General features: G+C 47.9%; 20 protein-coding genes and 1 riboswitch. Of the genes, 9 read left to right on the top strand and 11 right to left on the bottom strand.

The window, feature by feature from the left end:
• Window positions 1–563 precede the first annotated feature (563 nt).
• Complete coding sequence (locus ACCI49_RS06585) at window positions 564–1,328, bottom strand: substrate-binding periplasmic protein (RefSeq protein ID WP_371838156.1); 765 nt, start codon at window positions 1,326–1,328, stop codon at window positions 564–566.
• Window positions 1,329–1,684: 356 nt separating this feature from the next.
• Between ACCI49_RS06585 and ACCI49_RS06590 the strand changes: the two genes are divergently transcribed.
• Window positions 1,685–2,092, top strand: coding sequence for a nuclear transport factor 2 family protein (locus tag ACCI49_RS06590; RefSeq protein WP_371838157.1), 408 nt, complete (start codon window positions 1,685–1,687; stop codon window positions 2,090–2,092).
• Complete coding sequence (locus tag ACCI49_RS06595; RefSeq protein ID WP_371838158.1) at window positions 2,089–2,931, top strand: M90 family metallopeptidase; 843 nt, start codon at window positions 2,089–2,091, stop codon at window positions 2,929–2,931. The genes ACCI49_RS06590 and ACCI49_RS06595 overlap by 4 nt, the downstream gene beginning before the upstream one ends.
• Before the next feature lie 678 nt (window positions 2,932–3,609).
• Here the strand turns inward: ACCI49_RS06595 and ACCI49_RS06600 are convergent.
• The 6 genes from ACCI49_RS06600 to pdxH all read right to left on the bottom strand — a co-directional run bounded on the left by ACCI49_RS06600 (window position 3,610) and on the right by pdxH (window position 10,945).
• A complete protein-coding gene (locus tag ACCI49_RS06600; protein ID WP_371838159.1) occupies window positions 3,610–4,551 on the bottom strand; it encodes an IS1595 family transposase in 942 nt (313 codons plus the stop codon).
• Window positions 4,552–4,881: 330 nt separating this feature from the next.
• Window positions 4,882–5,886, bottom strand: a complete 1,005-nt coding sequence (locus tag ACCI49_RS06605; protein WP_371838160.1) for an alpha/beta fold hydrolase — start codon at window positions 5,884–5,886, stop codon at window positions 4,882–4,884.
• Between the two features lie 712 nt (window positions 5,887–6,598).
• Window positions 6,599–6,850: a cupin domain-containing protein gene (locus ACCI49_RS06610; RefSeq protein WP_371838161.1), complete on the bottom strand. Its 252-nt coding sequence runs from the start codon at window positions 6,848–6,850 to the stop codon at window positions 6,599–6,601.
• Between the two features lie 89 nt (window positions 6,851–6,939).
• On the bottom strand, window positions 6,940–8,349 hold the full coding sequence (locus ACCI49_RS06615; protein WP_371838162.1) for an RDD family protein: 1,410 nt from the start codon (window positions 8,347–8,349) through the stop codon (window positions 6,940–6,942).
• Entirely contained in the window at window positions 8,349–10,040 is a 1,692-nt protein-coding gene (locus ACCI49_RS06620) for an Hsp70 family protein (protein ID WP_371838163.1), read from the bottom strand. Before ACCI49_RS06620 ends, ACCI49_RS06615 begins: the two co-directional genes overlap by 1 nt.
• 266 nt (window positions 10,041–10,306) lie before the next feature.
• The gene (gene pdxH, locus ACCI49_RS06625) at window positions 10,307–10,945 is read right to left on the bottom strand and encodes a pyridoxamine 5'-phosphate oxidase (protein WP_371838164.1); all 639 of its coding nucleotides are present in this window, start codon (window positions 10,943–10,945) and stop codon (window positions 10,307–10,309) included.
• Between the two features lie 278 nt (window positions 10,946–11,223).
• Between pdxH and ACCI49_RS06630 the strand changes: the two genes are divergently transcribed.
• From ACCI49_RS06630 to tdh, 5 genes are all read left to right on the top strand, one after another.
• Window positions 11,224–12,852 carry a 5-guanidino-2-oxopentanoate decarboxylase gene (locus tag ACCI49_RS06630; protein WP_371838165.1) on the top strand — a complete coding sequence of 543 codons (1,629 nt, stop codon included), beginning with the start codon at window positions 11,224–11,226 and terminating at the stop codon, window positions 12,850–12,852.
• Window position 12,853: 1 nt separating this feature from the next.
• Window positions 12,854–14,287 (top strand): aldehyde dehydrogenase family protein, encoded by a 1,434-nt coding sequence (locus ACCI49_RS06635; protein WP_371838166.1) that lies wholly within the window; start codon window positions 12,854–12,856, stop codon window positions 14,285–14,287.
• A 65-nt stretch (window positions 14,288–14,352) separates the two neighbouring features.
• Window positions 14,353–14,481, top strand: a riboswitch (SAM-I-IV-variant riboswitch).
• Window positions 14,482–14,540: 59 nt separating this feature from the next.
• Window positions 14,541–14,756, top strand: a complete 216-nt coding sequence (locus tag ACCI49_RS06640) for a hypothetical protein (RefSeq protein WP_371838167.1) — start codon at window positions 14,541–14,543, stop codon at window positions 14,754–14,756.
• Window positions 14,757–14,836: 80 nt separating this feature from the next.
• Window positions 14,837–16,036 (top strand): glycine C-acetyltransferase, encoded by a 1,200-nt coding sequence (locus ACCI49_RS06645; protein WP_371838168.1) that lies wholly within the window; start codon window positions 14,837–14,839, stop codon window positions 16,034–16,036.
• Between the two features lie 87 nt (window positions 16,037–16,123).
• Window positions 16,124–17,149 carry an L-threonine 3-dehydrogenase gene (gene tdh, locus ACCI49_RS06650; protein ID WP_371838257.1) on the top strand — a complete coding sequence of 342 codons (1,026 nt, stop codon included), beginning with the start codon at window positions 16,124–16,126 and terminating at the stop codon, window positions 17,147–17,149.
• Window positions 17,150–17,216: 67 nt separating this feature from the next.
• Here tdh and ACCI49_RS06655 read toward each other — a convergent pair whose 3' ends face one another.
• From ACCI49_RS06655 to ACCI49_RS06670, 4 genes are all read right to left on the bottom strand, one after another.
• On the bottom strand, window positions 17,217–17,516 hold the full coding sequence (locus tag ACCI49_RS06655; protein WP_371838169.1) for a hypothetical protein: 300 nt from the start codon (window positions 17,514–17,516) through the stop codon (window positions 17,217–17,219).
• Window positions 17,517–17,549: 33 nt separating this feature from the next.
• Window positions 17,550–18,794: a cation:proton antiporter gene (locus ACCI49_RS06660; RefSeq protein WP_371838170.1), complete on the bottom strand. Its 1,245-nt coding sequence runs from the start codon at window positions 18,792–18,794 to the stop codon at window positions 17,550–17,552.
• Window positions 18,795–19,473: 679 nt separating this feature from the next.
• Window positions 19,474–19,653: a hypothetical protein gene (locus ACCI49_RS06665; protein WP_371838171.1), complete on the bottom strand. Its 180-nt coding sequence runs from the start codon at window positions 19,651–19,653 to the stop codon at window positions 19,474–19,476.
• Between the two features lie 265 nt (window positions 19,654–19,918).
• Window positions 19,919–20,125, bottom strand: coding sequence for a hypothetical protein (locus tag ACCI49_RS06670; RefSeq protein ID WP_371838172.1), 207 nt, complete (start codon window positions 20,123–20,125; stop codon window positions 19,919–19,921).
• Window positions 20,126–21,268: 1,143 nt separating this feature from the next.
• On the opposite strand from ACCI49_RS06670, the gene ACCI49_RS06675 reads away from it, so the two are divergent.
• Window positions 21,269–21,742: a DUF6841 family protein gene (locus ACCI49_RS06675; RefSeq protein WP_371838173.1), complete on the top strand. Its 474-nt coding sequence runs from the start codon at window positions 21,269–21,271 to the stop codon at window positions 21,740–21,742.
• Window positions 21,743–21,984: 242 nt separating this feature from the next.
• Window positions 21,985–22,449, top strand: coding sequence for a hypothetical protein (locus ACCI49_RS06680; RefSeq protein WP_371838174.1), 465 nt, complete (start codon window positions 21,985–21,987; stop codon window positions 22,447–22,449).
• Window positions 22,450–22,606: the final 157 nt, after the last annotated feature.

Raw genomic sequence — 22,606 nt, forward strand, 5'->3', positions numbered from 1 at the left:
AAACTTCCTCAAAGGCACAGTGGGTGATGCGATAAATCTCCTCATGGCTGCGTGTGCCTGGAATTTGAGAAAATGGATGATCAGGGCGCTGGAGGCGTTTTTTTGTGCCCTAAAAAATCGTTTTCACCTATTTTTATGATCTCAAATCCGTTCCGGCTAATAATGCGGATATTTTACTTACGTTTTGGAAGGTGGATTTAGTCCGAATCGCCCCGTAAACCCTCATTACACCGTGCTGGAGGCAAGTGTTTGGTTTTTTTCAGGGCCGACTAAATATTGCCGAGAATGATCGTGACCGACAGATACCTAGTATTTAAAACCTAAGATTAATCCGAGAATAGTTAATGAGACAGACTTACTACTGGATCAGTAGAACAGAATACACTGCACTCGAGATGCGCTGTGAACACATCCCTGTAAGCTCGTAATCGGCATCCATGTCTCATACGGTCCGAGCGCAGTGTACTCCGTCCCTCCCCCTTTTTAGTCACGTTAGCGGAGAGGGCCAGAGAGAATCCAGATCTTTTCACTCTTCTCTATCGCCTGCCTATTAAAGAATAAATCTAATTACAAATATCTTGCTTCTGTACCACATTGTATTTTTTCAATAATTCCTTATAGCGACCAGTACGGCACAGTTCGGCCAAACCGCGATTAAAATCATCTCGCACTTTCTGCTCTCGGAAGCCCACACGAAAGTCGGTCATTAAGGGGAAAATCTGAAATAGATCAACTTGATCCATTTTATGTCCCATTCTATTACTGAAGTACTTAAACAGCTCCATATCCACAACGGCTACGACATCCTTCATTTTCCAGAACTGCGCAACCAGGTCGGGGGCTGTCGGTGCCTGAACAATATTCTGACGCTGGGTGCCATTTGGACCGTACATTTTTTCAAACTCAGGTCCCAAATCCATCGGAGCGCCCTGCCAGGTAATCACCTTCTTGCCGGCAAGGTCCGCGATACTGCCAACTTTCATTTTATCGCTGGCTTTGGTAATAGCGTAATTGGCAAAACTGATCATTTTATCGGAGTAAAAAAGGCCATCGTTTTTCTTCATCACATTGACCGCAGCTTGCACCTTGCCCTGCTCAAGAGCCGGGGCAGTTTCCGCAAAGCCCATTTGTACAAATTCCAGAGAATATCCAGGAAGCGCCTCCCGCACAATATCCACTTCTAGGCCACTAGTAGCATTGTTGATCACATAGGGAGGGGCATCCCCGGCAATCGCCACTTTCAATGGCGTACCACCCGACTGGGCGACTGCCTGGACAAAAGTGCTGAGCAATAATGCAAGAACAGCAATAAGGGAACGCATGCGCATAACCATCTCCAAAGCGACAGAAAAATCACCCACACGCCCTAAGTGTTGGCGTCATATAGTCATTTTTCAAGTCGTGACAATCAACTAATGGGAAATCTCACACCCCGACGATCCTACGTCATCAGCAGATTCTATTTACTCAAGGGCTTGAAAGTGTCATTCAACTCCCCAATCCTCAAGTCATTGAAACAGAAACCGATAAGTGAGCGGAAACCATCAGCCTGTTTGACCAAACCCCCTATCCACAGTGGGACTACTAGGTCAAACTTGCAAAATGCACGAATTGGTATACCTCATTTCTGTAGGAAAATTCATAAGGTTAAAATCTGGAAGGTAACCCAAGGATGATATCCAATATGGAGCTATTAATTGAATACGAAACTGCCTTACACTGTACAGAAATTCGCAGAAATCGGGCAATAGTAGAGAAACTACTAAGTTCGGATTTTCATGAAGTGGGAAAATCCGGCCGCAGTTTCGATTTTAAATCGATAATCACAATGATGCCGTCTGAAGATAACAGCAGATGGAAAATTCACAGCCAAGTTTACCAATGTATAGTACTTTCTGAATCTGTACGGCTACTAATTTATCGCGCCGCTCACTGCAACCAACAGGGAAACTATTCCAACTTCTGTAAGCGTTCCTCAATATGGGGGTTAAACAAGGACCAATGGCAAATGAAGTACCACCAAGCCACGCCTTGTGAAGCCTCTGAAATAGGCGAGAACATCTCAGCAAAACAGCCGGTAATATGCCTATGAGCACTTTTATCGGTATTATTCTGCTCGCCCTAGCAGTTTGGCTTGTACCTCTCTTCTATCGCCGCTGGCGTATCAAGTACCGCCGCTCACGGCCATTAACTCAGGAGCAGTTGCAGCTGTTGCAAGAAACACTCCCTCTATATCAATACCTAAATACCAATCAACAGCAAGAACTGCGCAGTAATATAGCCCTTTTCCTGCATGACAAGGAATTTGTCGGCTGTGATGGCCTACAGGTAAGCGAGCGCATGAGGGTTGTTATCGCTGCCTATGCCTGCTTACTGGTGTTAGGCCGTAAAAATGAGTGCTACCCCAATCTTTACAGCCTGCTGCTCTACCCGGATACCTATGTAGCCAACGAAACCCGCAGGGAGGGGTTTGTAGAAACTGCTAAACACAGTGCGCGGGAGGGAGAGGCTCACTACCGAGGGCCGGTTGTACTTTCCTGGGGCGACCTGGAGGAAGATTTGCAATTCCCCCAGCGTGGACACAATGTTGCCCTACATGAGTTTGCTCACAAGGTAGATGAAGAGGATGGTTACTTTGATGGCCGCCCTCTATTTGAAAAGGCAGAGGAAGGTGCGAACTGGGCCGAGGTGATGAGCCATGAATTTTATCGCTTGCGACAAAGAGCCGAGTACGGCCAACTCCCTGGAGACAATCCCTCTGTGCTAGATTTATACGGCGCCCATTCACCAGCCGAGTTTTTTGCGGTAGCAACCGAGAGCTTTTACACAATCCCTGTCACTATGCGCACCTTACACCCCGAACTCTACGGAGAATTAAGCCGATTCTATCGCCTCGATCCAGCCAAACTTATGAGTAGCAAAAGCGTATAAAACTCAGGATTATGAATCCACCAAAAGCCAACTCAAAGCACAATAAATTTACAATCCCAAAAAATAGGATAATAACTTATTTACTACTGGGTAGAGAGCAAAGAATAAACTGCTCTCCCAGGACGCCGTGAATACATCTCTATATGCTCGCAATTGTCATTATTCTAAGTCCAGTCGAGAGCACGCTTGCCCCCAACCAAGCCTGAAAATGCCATAAAAATTAAGCACCAAGAGATTTAATATTGAGTATTTAAGGCTTTTTACTTGGTAAAAACCAATATGCTTCTGCAACCCCCCAGCCAGAGTCTGATGTATTCGAGCTCACTGCCAGCCAATCCGAGAGATGTTAGATACTGAATAAAAAAGCTATGACCATAGCACTGCCATGATACTCAGGGCTCACCAATGTATCCGTGCCGGCATTGGCAATTATAAATACGTAGAACCTGTGTCGGCTTTCATCAGCACCTCCACGGCATTTTTGGCATACACTCGTCGTGCCTCGCCCATTTTCTCTATGCGAGCCTTGACTGACTCACGGCCATCCATGAGCCGCTTGCTCAACCTCACACAACCTCTTCTAAGAGCCACTTTATGTATCACTTCTACTTCGTGGCGGACGTTGATAATTAAGCTAACTTACCAGATGTAGTGGTCAAATATTTTCCTAATTACCACCTATGCTAAGCCAACTTTCAGCAACCTTTCCGGCATTGGTGGTGTGCAGGGTGAGACAAAAATAAGTCGGAGAATGAGCGCTGACAAATCAAATCTTCGATTAAACCGATATTGCAATTCAGCCAAATAACGCTGCACATATTTCACCCTAATCGCATGGTAGGCGCTACGCAGAGCACTCTTTAAATTACCAAGCACAGTATCCACCCAATAAAATTCAGGTTCATAAACAGAAGCCCGGCCGCCACCACAAACAATCTTGTCATGCGCACAGCCAGCGTCTTTCACGGCATTGAAGCACGCAAGACCATCGGAAATTACTGTGCTACCGCTGCAGAGATGCTTCTTGCTCCACGTAGAGATTTCGCTGTTCTTGAAGCCTTTGACAACAGAGAGCTTGATACGGATGGGGCGTCCTTCCCTGGTGGTTTCGACGGCAGCCACAAAGGGGGTTTTACCCTTGACTCCGCGGCCAGGCTTGCATCCAGTACGTTCTCCACCAAGATAGGCTTCATCCAATTCAACGAAACCAGACAATTTGTATTGGTGGTCTCGTTCCATCATCACTTGCATGAGTTTCTGCTTCATACGCCAAGCTGCGTTGTAAGAGATACCCAAATGACGTGACAACTCCATACAAGAAATGCCTTTCTTATCCTGAGTGATGAGAAAAATCCCGAGAAACCAAGTAGTAAGGCTTAGCTTTATGGAGTAGAAGATTGTACGAGAGGTGACCGACGTTTGACGTCGCCACCGATTGCACTGTTTGAGCTTGCGATAAGACAAATCGCAATGCTTGTCGTGTCCGTAGCGGGGGCAACAGAAGCCATTTGGCCAACGCCATTGGCAGAGCGCGTTGAAGCACTGCTCTTCACTTCCGTATTCTTTAAGGAATTGGGTAAAACTAATACCCTTCTGAAACTGCACCTTGTTGCGAGCCATGATGGATTTCCTTGCAGATCAAACAGATAACTGTATTTATATACAGATTCATTGCTTAGCAAGAGTGGTAATTAGGAGTATTTTTGGCCACTACAGTGTGGACAGTGAGATGCGGCAAAGATATTTTTTCGTTCGCAACTCGTCTGAATGCCCCTTCAGGAGCAAACGAAAACACGACTGCAGTACAAAGTTCCCTGTCGTGGCAGGTCGGGAATCCCAATTTTCCCACGATTTTTCTGCAGATGCAGGCTCCACGGATGCTTGCATGGCATTTTAACCAAAAACTTCGACATGCAATATCAAAAAACCGCTACAGTAGCTGACTACTCGCTATACAGAGCTATCACATTTACTTTTCTCTAAGAAGAGTAACACTGTCTTCTCCAACCTTTCTGAAGCATCCATAAAAGGAAGGTGATGGCTATCTTTTAATACCGAGAAGCACTTACTCCCTTTGTACCTTTTATAATCTGCCTTTACCTGTAAGGGTGTGGTAATTGTATCATTCTGGCCAACTACAAATAGAGCAGGTATCTGTAGGTTATCGATACCCCCATTTACACTCATGATTTGAAGCTCATTATTCATTTTGTCCGCGAGTCTTCCCCGCCGACTCTGCCACCCAGGGAATTTTTCATCAATATTTTCGGCTGCTAGAAAGCCACGAATATCAGCCCCGTTTGCGATACCACCATTTGCCCTACTCGCCCAATTTAAAAGAAGCTGGAAGTGCTCAGCGGGAGACTCTTGATATTTCTTCAGCTCTTGTTTAGCTAAATGATTGCCTTCCTTCTCCGCCCATTGCAGTGTTGCTTCTAAACTGGTTTTTGCCTGCACCTCCGCATCCTGGAAGGAGGAGATAAATACCAACTTTTCCAATCCTTCAGGATGTTCGCTAGCATAAAGAGCTGCAAGCCCCCCACCCCACGAGTGGCCAATTAAAGTAACCTTGTCTTTCTTATAGTGCTTTTTTAGAAAAGCGACTGCATTGTGCACATCTTGAACATTATTCTTTATCGTTAATGTGTCATCACTCACCTCAAGGGACTTACCGGCTCCTCTTTGATGAAGATATGCAACTAAATACTTTTCTTCGAGTGCCCGACCAATAGTTACCTGAAAGGGAACCAGCCCCAACTCCACATCGCCCGGACCGCCATGTAGAAAAAGAATTAAAGGTTTAGAAGCATCATGGCCAGAAACCTCTAAGTACAGTTCTGCACCATTACTACCCATCCAGCCCTTATACTTAACCTGTTCCGCAAAGGCGTTGCCCGCAAAATAAACAAGAGCAAAGCCTGCTAGAAAAAATTTAAACCGTTCTAGATTTAACATACGCCCACCCAATTTAAGTTAAAAACGCGGTTAGAAGCATCAACACCTGACTAACAAGTCATGTAATAAAGTTCAAGACAACCACACAGAGCTCAGACTTTAAAGTTCTTTTATTATAAATAACTGGGTAGAACACTGACTTTGAGGTAAGACGAGAATCAGATGGGGTAAAGTAACTCTCAGGGAAGAATTTTCCATCCAACTAAAAAGAGCACCCTCAAAATTCAACATTATCTAACAGTTAAAAAATGCACTTCTATAACCTAATGAGCATCACAATTCAACCACATCAGAAAAACTAATAACTTCATCAACTGCACAGCAAATCTTGAGAAATAACACCCTATTAATTAGCTTTTTATCTCCGAGATCTCTGGAAATTTAAATAATTAATAAGCAGGGGACGGCCGCAATAACTAATGCAATTTTTGCGCTCATTGATGCAGTTTCCTCCCTTGCACGCGCAGTCAATATATCTCCCAACAATAATACTAGAGGTAATGAGGTGACACTTGCCAACAAATACAGAAAATCGAAAGGAATGGCAGATAAGAGGTCCAACCAGGAAGCCAAACCCACAGCAACCGTAAAGAATGGTATACCACATGCAGTCAGACTCTGCAGTATATTTTTACTAGTCCTAGTACGATAAAGGCCCATTGATACAGCAACGGTCCCAACCAAAAAACCTATTTAACAACTGGACACAAAACTACAACTCCACCCGATCCCCATGGCTAGGCGGCGTTGAAGTAACGGTAAAAATCAAGTCTATAGAGGCCTTGTTGAGCAACTCATGAGGAATTCCAGCCGCTATATGCAGTCCCAGACCGGGAGAAAGGGAGTGTTCTTCGCCGCCACATTTAATAGTCGCCGTGCCCTGCAATACAAAGAAAAACTGTTCAGATTGCCGGTGCAGATGTCGAACTTCTGAGCAGCCAGGAGGCACTCTCTCCTGAATCACACTTAGAGAATCAGTTTTTACCAGGTGTCAGCCATCGCAACCCTCTCCCCAGGAGTAGTGTTCGGCATTTTCTTTTGAGACTACTGGCATCACTCCTCCCCCCGCAATCTACGCAAATACTCCTCGCGGGATTTACGCATATTGATGACATGGCTTGAGCTGAGGCGGTCGTGCATCAGGTTTCCACCTAAAAAGCAGTTAATCAGCCAGGCGATCTTGCCCAGTAGCAAGGTGAGGGTGAAGCTCAATACACGCCAGAGACCGTGGCCATAGCCTATGCGCTCAAATTTTTTGTTGGTGACCTTGTAGCCCATCAGGTATTTACCAGGGGTTGCCTGGAATTTTGAGCTTTCGGCTATCCATGCCATTACCAAGTAAAGCAAACAGCAGCCCCCCAATGATATAGTTGTAGCTGCGCTTTCCGGCATTTTGTAGACTTTCATGATAACTATGGAGGAAATAAAACCAACGGCTACATAGATCAGTAACAAGTCCAGTAGAACTGCAATCCCACGAGCAAGCAAGTGGCCGAAATAATATTGATCATAGGTTTCTGTTGGCTCAACAACCTTTTTCCGAACCACCTTGCGACCGCCACGAAGACCTTGAAGAGGATCCATTTCAAGAGTATCGTTTTGCAAGGCACTGAAAATAACTTCACATAGCTCTTCATCCAAAGCGCTATATAAATGAGAGACATTTCCACTCCAATCGAATAAACCATTACAGTAATGCAAGATATTTGGAGGTATCAGTACTTGATCTTTCCCTTTGGAAGAACTTTGTATGGCTTGTTGATTAAATCGAGCGAAGCCCTCAAAAATAGACAACCCTAGATTCCAGTTGTATTCCTCATCAAGCATATAGGGCGTATCGGTAAGGAAGTGCCAATTTTTCTCGACATTAATCTCCCGCGGATTCTGTAAAAGTTCACCTACCTGCCCCAGCACTTTGTGGTATTCCGCAATTTTTCTCTCACGCTCAGGATCATTTTCCTCCTGGTATAATTCCTCTACAGTAGACTCCTCCTGACCATACTCGGACTCACATTGATTTTCTAACGCTTCCTCCGAGACGGGCTGAGTAGAAGTGGTCAGCTCCTGGCGGCTACTCTCCTTTTTCTTTGTGGATTCAGTGGGCGACTCATCTGTAGCCTCAACGGACTGCACCACCATTTCATTCGCAGATCCCCGAATAGAAGTTGACTCCTCCAAGGATAAGCTCGAGTCTTTATTCAACTCATTGAGCTGATGCTCAGAAATAGTAGCCTCCCGCATCTCAGCTTCAGCACCATTCTCGTAATCGCATATTTCTCGTGGGGCAGCATCCTCCTCCATCTCCTCCGCGAGCTTCAGCGCCCACTTATAGGCAGTATGAAGCTGCTGAAATTCTTCGGGCTTTTCATCTGGCCGGGTTTGTTTCAGCTGTTTTGCATAAGCTCGTTTGATTGTACGAGTATCATTGCAGGGATCAATCTCGAGAATTTCCCAAGGGTTCATTAAATCCAATCCTCACTGTCGAGCTGATCAAAAATCTTATTTAACTCTGCACGTACCTTACCAATTTTAACTGGATTTTGGCGCTCAAGGATACGATCGAAATTAGCGAGCAACTTGGATATATAATCACGCTGCTCCCCCAGGCTGGCCTCATAAAGCCTTTCTCCTCTGGCAACCAAAGCCCTATTTTCTTCCTCTTCTCGGGGGTGGAATTTGAGTTGGGCAAGCTTTTCAAGAGCGGCGGCCTTATCCCGCTCGCTCAATGCACCGGGGGTGAATTCCACCAGCTTATTAAAAGTCTTGCCGGTGGATAGCACAGTCACATCCACCTCCAGTAGGCCATTCATATCGTAGCTATACCGAATATCCACAACTTCTTCACCCTTGGGTTTCTTGGGCACCGGAACAGTCAGCTCACCAAGGCAAACATTTTTCTTTACCAAGCGATTCTCACCCTGGTAAATATCCACACATACTTCAGTTTGGTTATCGCGCGCGGTACAAACACTGCGGACAATACTTACGGGCACAACGGTATTGCGCTCAATAATCGGTAGGAAATAGCTGCCGAGCTGGGGGCTATCTTCATTCACAATCCCCGTTCCCAGGGTATAGGGGCAGACATCGGTGAGGACTATATCGTCCAGGGCCGAATTCTTTTCTTTGAGACCTGCCTGGATGGCCGCCCCCAATGCCACTACGGTATCTGGATCCAGGTGGCATGAGGGCAATCGACCGAACATACGCCCCACCATGGAGCGGAACAGGGCTAGGCGGGTGGAGCCACCCACCAATACTACTTCGTCAATTTTAGCAGACGGCAAATCGGCATCGCGCATGGCGCGCTCAATCGGGCGCTTGGCTCTCAGCAGCAGCGGAGTGCTGAGTTTCTCAAACCATTCGGAAGTCACTTTCCACTCAACTTCACGACCACTGAGGTTTAATTTAAGTAACTGCCCTGCCTGCTGGCTGATACGGCGCTTGGCCGTTTCCATCTGCATATACAGGTTCTGCAGTTCGCGTGGTTTCAGTGAGGATTTTTTCAGTTTTAATTCTTCCAAAACACTGTCGATCATCGCTTCGACAAAATCCTCACCGCCAAGGTAGTTATCCCCGGCACTGGCATGTACTTCCATAATGCCATCGAAGAATTCCAGGATGGAGACATCGAAGGTGCCGCCGCCCAGATCCAAAATAAGAAAATTACCTTCACGTTTATCATGCAAACCGTAGGCTATAGCTGCCGCAGTGGGCTCATTGATCAGGCGTTCTACCTTCAGGCCGGCTAATTCCCCAGCCTGTTTTGTTGCTTGGCGTTGGTTATCATTGAAATAGGCTGGCACGCTAATCACAGCCTCGGTAATTTCTTTATTCAGGAAAGCCTCGGCATCTTCCTTCAGAGAGCGTAAAACCACTGAAGAAAGTTCAGTTGCGCTAAATTGCTGACGGCCCAGCTTGATTTTATGGTCAGTGCCCATTAAGCGCTTAAAGGCAGCAACTGTGGTATCACTGTGATTGATCAAGCGCTCTTTAGCCGTTTTTCCCACCACCAATTTACCTATCTCGTCCAGACCGACAACTGATGGAGTCAGGGTCACTCCAAGGCGATTGGGAACCAGCTTCACCCCATCGTCCGTCAGTATTCCGCAAGCGCTATTAGTGGTCCCCAGATCAATCCCAATAATGGCCATAGTACCCTCTACCTATTTTTTAAGGCTTAGTAAGCAAAAATATCGAACCCGCAATTTTTGCAAACGACTTTCTGCTGTGTTTATGGCGCAATATTCTAAGCGGCTAGGTACATTAATGGCCAGCCGGTGCAAGCGAACGAAAGCGAGGTTTTTAGCAGAATAATTGAAGGTGATAAGGAGTGGCTTTCAGTAGAAATTCTGCTCATTCAGAAAAGGGAAGCCACAGCCCACTAACGAACTGCAGCCGAGAAATTGATAAGAATCAATCAGGGAGAAAGGCGTCCCACTGACCAGCTACCGCTATCATCAGAATGGTAAACAAAACGATCGTGCAGGCGATTTGCTCCCCCCTGCCAAAACTCTACTGAATGTGGCACAACCCGGTAGCCACCCCAGAAATCCGGCAGGGGAACCTCACCACCATTAAAGCGTGCTTTTTCTTCTTCAAACTGCTTTTGCAGTTCTTCGCGGGAAGACAGGGGCTGGCTTTGGCGGGATGCCCAGGCAGCCAGTTGGCTGTCCAATGGTCGAGACTGGAAGTAAGCTACCGCGTCCTCACGGGATACCCGCTCCACCTGGCCGTAAACAATGATCTGACGCTCCAGTAAATGCCACGGAAACAAAAGAGATACTTGGGGATTATCTGCCATATCCCTGGCCTTTTTGCTCTCCAGGTTGGTGTAGAACACAAAGCCGCGCTCATCGAACCCTTTCAGCAAAACAATACGCTGGGAGGGCTGGCCTGTAGCATCTGCCGTGGCAAGACACATTGCAGTGGGATCTTTCATCCCCCCTGTCACGGCCTCTTCCAGCCATTGGCGAAACTGCTCCACCGGGGTGGGCTTCAGCTCAGAGCGGCGCAAACCGCCGAGCAGGTAATCTCGGCGCCATTGATCGATTTCCATGGTGTTACCTCCTAAATTGTTCTAGCTCAAAGTGTATCTGGCGAGCTGCGGCAAAGGTATTTTTCCGCGAGCAACTCGTCAATCCCCCCTTCCCAGGCACCTCTTCAGAGGCAAACGAAAACACGACCGGCGCACAAAGTTTCCTGTCGCGACAGGCGGGGAATCTCAATTTTCCTGCGATTTTTTTACTGCAGATGCAGACTCTGCGGGCGCTTGCACAGTATTTTATGGGCCGCTAGGCTCACTGCATTTTTACACGCATAAGGAAAACGGTGGTTATGTCCTCTGCACCCACATGTGCCCAGGTGCTGATGCACCTGTTGCGCGAATACCAGGTGGAAAAAGTCTTCGGCATTCCCGGTGTACACACAATCGAACTGTATCGCGGCCTGCCAGGCAGCCACCTGATACATATCACTCCGCGCCATGAACAGGGTGCTGCTTTTATGGCGGATGGTTACGCACGTGCCAGCGGCAAACCCGGCGTATGTTTTTTGATCACCGGCCCCGGCCTCACCAACGCCGCCACCGCAATGGCGCAGGCCTACTCCGACTCCATCCCCATGCTGGTTATCTCCGCAGTGAATCGCCGCGAAGATCTGGGCATGGGCCGCGGGCGCCTTCATGAACTGCCCCGACAAAGTGATGCCAGCCGAGGCTTTTGTATCTGGCAACACTCCCTGACTCAGGCCGAGCAATTGCCGGAAGTAATGGCAAAGGCTTTCCAGCTACTGCAGTCGAGCCGCCCAGGGCCAGTACATATCGAGATTCCCATCGACCTGTTCCCGGCACCCATGCCCGGCCAATTAGTAGATTATCGCGCCGCTGCGGCAGCTATGCCACCAGGCGCCAACAGCACCGCTATCACCACTGCCACTCATTGGCTGCAAAACGCGCAGAGCCCCGTCATTCTTTTGGGCGGAGGGGCTCAGTCTGCAGGTGAGGCAGCTACTCAAATAGCCGAAAAAGTTGCCGCTCCAGTTTTCCTGTCACTGGCTGCCAAAGGCGTAGTGGACGAGCGCCACCCATTGTGCGGCGGTGCCAACCTGAGCTTCGATTGCGTACGCAAGCGGGTAGAAAACGCAGATGTCGTACTGGCAGTGGGTACCGAACTTTCCGAGACGGACCGCAACCTGGTTCGGGATGATTACGCCTTTTCCGGCAAGTTAATTCGTATCGATATAGATGCTGCACAGCTGGTATGTAACGCCAACCCCGATCTGGCCATCTGTGCCGATGCCGCAGAGAGTCTGCAGCAATTAAATGCGGTTCTGCCTCGACGCGATGGAGATGCCAAAGAGCAATCTGAACAAGAGGTTGCCAAAATACTGCAAGACTGCCGCAAGGAGTGGTGGAGTGGCTCTGAGGAACGCTTCCCCTGGGTGGAAGCCCTGCGCGAGTCACTACCGGATAACGGCATCCTGGTAACAGATTCCACCCAATTGGCCTATAACACTAACCACGCACTGCCCCTCTACCATCCGCGCAGCCACATTACCTGTACCACAGGCTACGGTACCCTTGGTTTCGCCCTGCCGGCGGCTATTGGGGCCAAGCTATCCAGCGAGCGCGATGTGGTCGCACTGATTGGCGACGGCGGTCTGATGTTTACCCTGGGTGAACTGGCGGTAGCAGTGGAACAACAACTGCCACTGCCGATACTGGTGTGGAACAATGCCGGTTACGGAGAAATCCGTGATTTTATGGATGCTGCCGAAGTGCCCCAGGAAGGCGTAAACTTGCGCACTCCAGACTTTGTCGCCCTCGCAAAAGCCTTTGGCGCCAAAGGGTGCCGGATCGATCAACCCGGCCAGTTGGCAGAAGCGGTAAATGCAGCCTTTAGCCAAAAAACTCCAACCCTGATTGAAATCAGCGCGCCCTCAGGCGCAGAACAAATGGAAGAGTGACATGACAGATCTCAGCAAACTGCAAACCGGCAAGCTGTTTATTGATGGCCAGTGGCGTGAACCCCTGGGGGCGGGATCACATCCAGTGATCAACCCGGCCACCGAAGAGTTAATTTGCGAAGTTTCCGAGGGCTCTGCCGAAGATGTGGATCTCGCCGTAGCTGCCGCCAGGACTGCCTTTCACAGCTGGCGACACAGCACGGCACAGAAACGCCGCGAACTGCTCAACGCCATCGCTGATGGAATGGAAAAACGCAAGGGTGACCTAACTTTCGCAATTTCCCAAACCCTCGGGTGCCCCGAACGTATCACCCGCTGGCTGCACGTGGGTGGGCCCATCTATGCTATGCGCTATTACGCAGAGCGCACTTCCGAGATGGAAAAAACGGAGAAAGCAGCCCACTCAATTTTATTCCGCGAGCCAGTGGGCGTATGTGGTTTTATTACTCCTTGGAACTATCCACTGCACCAGTTCGTCGGCAAGGTAGCGCCGGCATTGGCCGCCGGTTGCACCATGATCACCAAGCCTGCCGAGATTACTCCTCTGCAGGATTTCATCATGGCGGAAATCATTGAAGAGGCAGGGGTACCCGCCGGCGTCTTCAACTTAGTGCCCGGCGCTGGATCGGTAGTGGGTGCGGCGCTTTCAGCCCATCCAGGTATCGATATGGTGTCATTCACCGGCTCTACCCGGGCCGGGGTCGAAGTGGCCAAGGCTGCAGCGCCTACGGTAAAACGTGTGACCCAGGAACTGGGGGGAAAGTCTCCGCTGATTATCACCCCCGATGCAGACCTGGAAGCTGCTGTACGCTGGGGCTGCGAAGATGTATTTATCAACAGCGGCCAGACCTGCACAGCCCTGACCCGTATGCTGGTGCCCGCAGAGCGCTATGATGAAGCAGTGGAAATTGCCCAGCAAGTGGCCGAAGGAATCGCCGTGGGCATCGGAGAAGACGCCTTTATGGGGCCGCTCTCTTCCGCACGCCAGCGTGAAATCGTGCGTGGCTATATCCAGCGGGGTATCGATGAAGGTGCGCGTATGGTCACCGGAGGTACCGAGGCACCGGAGGGCCTGGAGAAAGGCTTCTATGTTAAACCCACCGTATTTGCCGATGTTCACAACGATATGGGCATCGCGCGCGAGGAGATCTTTGGCCCGGTAACCTGCCTGATACCCTATAAGGATATGGACGAAGCTATCTCCATTGCCAACGATACCGAATACGGCCTGTCCAGCGGCGTTTGGGCCAAGGATGCGGAGAGTGCCATGCCACTGGCGCGCCGTATTGAGGCCGGCCTCTGCTTCGTCAACGGGGGCGAGTTCAACTACGATGCTCCCTTCGGCGGTTACAAGCGCTCCGGCAATGGACGCGAATTTGGCGATGCCGGGCTCGGCGAGTTTATCGAACTGAAATCCGTGCAACTGCCGGCATAAACTTCTGCACCGCCCCCAAACGGGGGCGACATAGTTGACTGTCAATCCCCTCCCAGCTATCTTTGCCCGCACATCACGAGAGTGGCTGACGCCAACGCCAACCTGCCGACCGGGGCAAGGTGGTTCTCTCTCTGCCGGCAAAACAAAACCAGCGGAGAGGATGGGGCTCTACAAGAGCAATCCAACCGGATTAGCGAATACCCATTCGCCGCTTCCACGTCAGCCCTCCAAAGTTTTTTTCATTGGAGGGACCATGTCCGCAACACCGCAATTCAATAAAGACGTTATAGAAATTCAGATCGCCAACCAGCGAAACCGTACGGCGGTTAGGGCAGTGAGACGGGCCGATCGGCAATTGTTGTGGCAGCTGCTATTCGACACCGCGGAAGAAGCATTAAAATTCGCCACCAGTTGCCGCGCCAGCGAGCAGCCGATCACTGCCCACAAGGCGTGTGAACTGGCGGGATAAACTAGAATACACAGGCGCCAACCTGCTTAGCGCCAATCACTAAGTGCCACGAGCACCGGACAGGAGCTAAAAACAATACCATGTCAAAGCCAGAACAATTCTTTGAGCACCTGCGCGATGAACTGAAACAAATTGATGCCGACGGCCTCTATAAGCGCGAGCGTATTATCACCTCCCAGCAGGCCGCTGAGATCCAGGTGAACAACGACACCCAGGTACTGAATTTCTGCGCCAACAACTATTTGGGTCTGGCCAATCATCCAGACCTTATCGAAGCCGCCAAAGAAGGCCTCGATCAATACGGCTTCGGCATGGCATCTGTGCGCTTTATTTGCGGCACCCAGGACATCCACAAGGCCCTGGAATCTCGCCTGTCTGAGTTTCTGCACACTGAAGACACCATCCTCTACACCTCCTGCTTTGATGCCAATGGCGGCCTGTTCGAAACATTACTCGGCCCGGAAGATGCGATTATCTCCGATGCCCTAAACCACGCCTCGATTATCGATGGTGTACGTCTGTGTAAGGCCAAGCGCTACCGCTACGCCAACAACAATATGGCGGAACTGGAAAAGCAACTACAGGCAGCTGACGCCGAGGGCGCCAAGACTAAGCTGATCGCCACTGACGGCGTCTTCTCCATGGACGGTGTAATCGCCGACTTAAATGCCATCTGCGATCTCGCCGATCGCTACAACGCCCTGGTGATGGTGGACGACTCCCACGCGGTAGGTTTCCTCGGCGAGCACGGTCGCGGCACTCACGAGTACTGCGATGTTATCAATCGTATCGATATTATTACCGGCACCTTAGGCAAGGCCCTGGGCGGCGCTTCCGGTGGCTTCACTTCTGGCCGCAAGGAAATCATCGATATGCTGCGCCAGCGTTCGCGCCCCTACCTGTTCTCCAATTCCGTGGCCCCAGCAATTGTTACCGCCTCACTGAAGGTGCTGGATATGTTGATGGAAGGTGGTGAGCTGCGTGAGAAACTGCGCGATAACTCCGCTTATTTCCGCAAGCGCATGTCTGAAGCTGGCTTTACCCTGGCCGGCGCCGACCACCCGATTATCCCGGTAATGATTGGCGATGCCGCACTGGCTCAGAAGATGGCCGACAAGATGCTGGAGCGCGGCATCTATGTGGTGGGCTTCTTCTACCCGGTAGTACCCAAAGGCCAGGCCCGTATCCGCACTCAGATGTCGGCGGCACACACTCGTGAACAACTCGATCAGTGTATCGATGCCTTTATCGAAGTAGGCCGTGAGCTGAAAATTATTTAATGCCCAATTGATCGCGGCGGTGCACCATAGCAGGACTCGCCTGTTGTATGGCTCTACCGCGCCTTCCTATTTGTAGTTTTAATGACAATGAAAGCACTATCGAAACTGAATTCTGAAGCGGGAATCTGGCTCACTGACGTGGAAATTCCCGAGCCCGGTCACAACGACCTGCTAATCAAAATCCACAAAACCGCCATTTGTGGTACCGACATGCATATCTATAACTGGGATGAGTGGTCGCAAAAAACCATCCCGGTTCCCATGGTAGTGGGGCACGAATATGTAGGAGAAGTAGTTGGTATGGGCCAGGAAGTCGTAGGCTTCCAGATGGGTGATCGCGTTTCCGGCGAAGGCCATATTACCTGCGGACACTGCCGCAACTGTCGCGCCGGTCGCCGCCATCTATGCCGCAACACCTACGGTGTAGGTGTAGATCGCCAGGGGGCCTTTGCCGAGTACCTGGTTATTCCAGCATTAAATGCCTTCAAAATCCCGGACAATATTTCCGACGATTTGGCTTCTATCTTCGATCCATTGGGTAACGCCGTACACACCGCTCTGTCATTCGATCTGGTCGGTGAAGATGTATTGATTACCGGAGCCGGCCCCATCGGCATTATGGCTGCTGCGGTAGCTAAACATGTTGGCGCACGCCATGTAGTAATTACTGATATCAATGAGTATCGCCTGGACTTGGCCCGTAAAATGGGCGCTACCCGTGCAGTGAATGTTGCCAAGGAAAGCCTCAGCGATGTGACGACTGAACTGGGCATGAGTGAAGGCTTCGATGTGGGCCTGGAAATGTCCGGCGTACCCGCCGCCTTCTGCGATATGCTCTCGGCCATGAACCACGGTGGCAAAGTTGCCATGCTGGGAATTCCCGCCGGAGAGATGGCTATCGACTGGAGCCAGGTGATATTCAAAGGCCTGATCATTAAGGGTATCTACGGCCGCGAGATGTTCGAAACCTGGTACAAAATGGCCAGCCTGATCCAATCCGGCCTGGACTTAACTCCAATTATTACCCATCAGTTCCATATCGATGACTTCCAGAAAGGCTTCGATACCATGGGCTCAGGAGAGTCCGGCAAGGTTATCCTTAACTGGAAATAATCCTGCCCAGGCTGCGGGACAACCCGCAGCCCTTCCCACCAACCCGCTTAGTTATTAGTTTGCCGGGTTATTTATCGCCATGGTCAGCCAAATTTTGACCCGGTTGGCCGTGATACTTCCGTTGATTTTTTGTCCCACTCCAGCCAGTATTTTTCCTGCCACTATAAATACCAACCTGGGCATTTCTCGACTCACTGTCTTTAATTTCAGGGGGCGATATTGTGATTTTATTGAAGGTATTAAACATGTCACAAAACTTAATGTCTGCAACTCCGCCTGTATTCCCAAGTCTACCCACGGTTACTCTAAGATCCATCATTAATAATTCAACAACAGGGAATGAGGCCCAAACAATACTGCCCTGCACTGAACAAGCCAACGAGTCCGGAAGAGACTAGTACTACAAATTGAGCTTCCGTATCAGGCGTCCGCTAGTAGTTCCCTGTACCAATAAGGAGAAAAGCACCACACCAAATACCATGGATTGAATGGTCCACCAGTAGGGCAATTCAACCGGTAGAGATAGCACCAGCGCTACAGCGATAACACCGCGTAGACCTCCCCAACTCATCAGGAGCCGCCAGGATTTTGGGATAGGTGGACCCACAAACCGGGTTAATGGGGATACAAGCACCACGGATAGCGCACGCGCCCCCAAAGCAGCAGCAGTTGCAATCATCATGGCCAACCATTGGTGGGTAAACATGTCGTAGGTAATTACCAGACCCATAATTACAAAAATGATCGCCGTAAACAGTAACCCCAACCACTCCCAAGTAGCTTCGGCGTCGGCCAGGTAACTTTTGCTCTGTTTAGCTAGGCAAGCACGAGCCACAATTGCACAGGTCATTACGGAGATAATACCAGATACATGTAACACACTCTCTGCTAAGTAAAAGCTAGCAAATGCTGCAATCACCAGAACCATCAACGCAGCGCTAGAAGAGTGTAGAAATAATATGACCAGAGTTGTAAAAAATCCGAAGGCCAATCCTACAGCCACGCCACCAAAAAATATCGTGCAAAAATACAGAGCTACAGGACCAAAGCCCAGCGCTGGCGCTTCTGCCCCTATACCGGAGCCCTCCACAATGGAATAAGTGGCCAGCCCCAGTACCAGAGAATAGAGAACAACTGCAGCGGCATCATTAAAAAGACTTTCCCCTTCAACGAGAGTTAATATATCCCTGCCAGTTTTCTCTTGGCGTAGCTTGTTTACTACCGATACCGGATCTGTAGCTGCAAGTATTGCACCAGTCAAAAGAGCCGCAATCCAAGGGAATCCTTCAGGATGGCCAATACCATAGTAAGTAATTACAGCGATAAGAAAAGCGCAGATAACCAGGCCTAAAGTGGAGAACAGGAAGATGGGGGCAATCCAACGCTTTAATATTTTTGGTTCTAACTGCCAGGCTGACTCAAAGATCAATACAGGCAGAATGACGAAGAAAACCAGTTCTCGTAAACTGGTTGCCCGCAATCCGGTATCGTAATCAATCACAGGTAAAAGCAGGGCCGCCAGCACACCAGCTAATAGACAGCCAAGCGTATTATCGATTCTCAGAATACGGGCAACACCTAACCCCAGAACCGCCGCCGCAGCCAGATATAGGCCCTGGCCAACGATGGTAATCACATCATTCACTCATTTACTCCCCTACTGCCCAAAAACGGCCACAAAAGGTACTCTCATAGAGGGGATGCCTATCTAGATGCTTATCTATTCCAATAATATGTAAATCCTGCTCTATATATTTCGTTTAAATTACAAGAATTTTGCACTGACTCACACCTTCAAATACTCCAGATAAAAAACATCCCTTTCTTGACTATGAGGTCAGATTCATATTCAATAATTTCTCTGAGACAATAGCAAATAGCTTATAAATGAACTCCGAACCAACATCAGTCATAGTACACGGCAATTTACTCACTAAGTATAGGAAAGTAGTAAGGATTTAGATGGCAGTCTGACAACTGAGAGCTGCAATATTTTAAGCAAATACCACAAATGAAAAAAAGAAAGGTTTTCTACAGAAATCGCAAGGAAAAATAATCGTCCAACCACTCTAAACCAACAAGCTCCTCAATATCTCCATATAATGGTCGACAAACCTTAACGTACTTACTCTGCTTGCCAACGGCTCACAATAACCAAAAGAAAATATACCCTCCGTTTTATTTGTAGTAGAACCTATCATGACTGGATGCACTCCACGTGCTTGCACCGACATAAACCCCGGGCAATCCAGATAATCATGACATGCCATCAAATACTCCATACTACCGGTGTTGGAGACACAAATACCAGAGGTGAAAGTGGGCTATGCTGCCGCAAAAAACTCTTCTCTTTGGATAATACTCTCCAATGTCTCACTTTGTAGAAACCCTGCCAGGAACAACTGCTTTTGATTCAAACTTTCAAATAGTCTTCCCTGAATTTTTCTGGCAAAACTTAGTAAATCACTAGAGAAAGCTCCAGGAGAAATAACCATAATTAACACAGTTGTAAATCATCCAATACGGTCAAATCTTATTGTTGGCCAAATAAACTTTTGCAAATCGATTAGTACCATAACTTCTGCCCATGGCTTAGAGGTTGGTAGGCAATATGCTGACAGTACAGCAATTGCAATATAGATAGTAGTAAACTTGATCTTTCTTACCCTACCCAGCCCCCTTGGATGTATTACTGTTTCTTTAGACACTGAGCGATTAAAAAATAACCCCTACGACCATCAGCAGGCGCAGCATTTCCTATAAGGAAATTTAAAGGCCGGTGTTGTCCATCTGGTAAATCGGCACCATATCGGCTTCTGAAAATTTCAGGTAGTCTTCCAGAGACTTCGGTATCGACTTATTGCTTTCAATACCCGCATTTTCTCCAGCCAGGTTTTGATCCAGATTCCCAGCCAAAGCCATAGTAGAACGGGCATCAATAGCCACATGGTTACCCGTAATAACTATCCACTCCACCAAGTTTCCCCTAGTAATATAGACTGATATTTATTAAGCAACTTTCTCAACCAATAATACATCCATACTTTCCCTGAGAAACACCGTCTCAATATCAAACTGATCACCAAGAAAAATCAGTTTGAATAGAATTGATGCAAAAGGAACATCACAGTGCCAAGTCATCCGCTCTTTAAACTCCACCCTCGCCCGCAACATAGGGTGGCGCTGAGGCAAGACTGCAAAACTTCTACGTAATATTTCCGGCCCAATGGGTTTACAAGCTCTGACAAAAGAGACCAATTAAATGGCCCCATTTGACCTATTGGTTAGCTCAATAAATAATTCTTTTTGCGACCCATGCTCCCTTGTCAACGACTCTATATTCATAAGAGCCAATTCTTTTAAAAGTTACAATCCCTCAGCTTTCTCGTATTCAAATTATAAAGAACCTACAGGCTAATAAACCGATAATTTGCCAACCATAGTGGATTAAAGAACTTCCTCAATAGCTGGAACCTACTCGGGAGAATCGCATATATAGTAAAAAATATAGTTAAACGCTTTCAGTCTTTATGAAGTTGCAAATACATCAGGTAAACAGTACAGAGCATCAATAATATCCCCTCGAGAATATTGAATACCCTCATCATGGCCTGCCTGTCAAACAAAACCCATTACCAGAAAAATCTTAAAGTGTCAGGAAAGCATGGGAGAGACCTATCAATAATATCGTCTCTTTCACCTTACTCACTAGCAATCTTTTACTCTAATAGATGATACAAAACGAGCAGCCGACCGATAAACATGGAAAAATTCAGCAATCAATCTCCAACAACTGATAAACACTAAAACCACCTGCTGCTAATAGAAGTGCAGACCCAACTGTAGCACCAGATATAAATGACATAGCCCTTCCAGTTCCATACCTGATAAAAATACCAAATTGGCTGACTCCGCCCTAATTGACATCACCAACGAAAAACCAATAAATGCTATACGCAAAGATATATTTACTTCCTGACATCTTTTAATTTATTATCTTTATGAGCATATCATTATAGGAGATACGCTTCGAAAGGAACCCTCTTGCTAAGACACCCCTTTACGGACGGTGCATTTTATAGTGACAATACCTTTACCAATTTCATTAATGGAAATAGTTTGAACACTCTAGCCAGATTAGCAGCTTTATTACTTTGTACCAGTTTGAATACCTATGCTGAAACCTCGGCTGAAGATCACATCGCAAAATTTATTGACAACTTCTCATCAGAAACGATTGAAGGCTCAGCAGCCAATTACTTTATAGAAACGCCGCACTTTATTTTTGGCCCTAAAGTATTTTCACCTCAGGGCGCTACAGAGGTAGAGGTTATACTCTCCGATATACGCACAGCTCTGAAGGAAAGAGATTATGTAAAATCTGAAGTGATGAGTTTTGAAACCCAATTCACTGGCGAGAACATGTCTATCATATCAGTACTACTAAAGCGCTACACTTCGAAAAACTCCATTTTAGACTACATTTGCAACACCTATACACTGGCAAACACCAAGGAAGGATGGAAAATACTGTCCTGGCTGCCATCTGATCCAGTGAATTCGACACAATGTTTTAATAACAATACATACTAAAAAGGGGGAAGGAAAGAATACACTGCGGTCGGGATCATATAAGGTATGGATACCGATTACGAACTTACAGGGATGTATTCACAGCGCGTCACGAGTGCAGTGTACTCTTTCCTTCTGACCCAGCAGTAACTTTTGTAGAAGCTTAAGCCTCTTAAAAAATGGACTGTGAAGCAAGTTATCCACCCTCACTCTAGGCTCTACTGCGTTGCCTTTAGGCGCAATCATGAATAGAGAGCCAGACAATGAATACAAAAAAAGAAATACAAGAACTTCTTACAGAATTGTACAAGATAATATCTGGCCCGGAAGACTATGAACGAGATTGGGATAGACAACGGCGTTTATTCACTACCTATGCCAAAGTTATCCGAACTTCTGTAGACAACAATGGCAATCCACAGTCTCTGGTAATGGAAATTCAGGACTACCCACAAAACTTCCAAGAGTTAATTGGTAGGCAAGCCTTTTATGAAGTGGAAATTCACAATATTATTGAAGTCTTCGGTAATATTGCACATGCATTTAGTACTTATGAGGCTTGGAAAGACAGTAAAAAGACCGAGTTTATCAAGAGGGGGATCAACAGTATTCAGCTTTATAACGATGGAGAATCCTGGAGAATTACCAATATGATTTGGGACGATGAACGACCGGGCCTCTCGATCCCTTCAAAGTATAATCCTGACGCTATAGTTGAACCCATCTGAAGATAGATCGTAACTGTACCACCAAATTATTTTGCATATACGGCGGAGTGGGAAGCTAGCGGTGCTCCCATTCCATATTTAGCGAATTCCTTCCCCTAAAATATCGCAACTACATAACTGACCTGTCACGAAATGCCATCATTTACTAAAAAGAGGG

It is taken from the genome of Microbulbifer epialgicus (assembly GCF_041447265.1).
GTDB classification, from domain to species: domain Bacteria; phylum Pseudomonadota; class Gammaproteobacteria; order Pseudomonadales; family Cellvibrionaceae; genus Microbulbifer; species Microbulbifer epialgicus.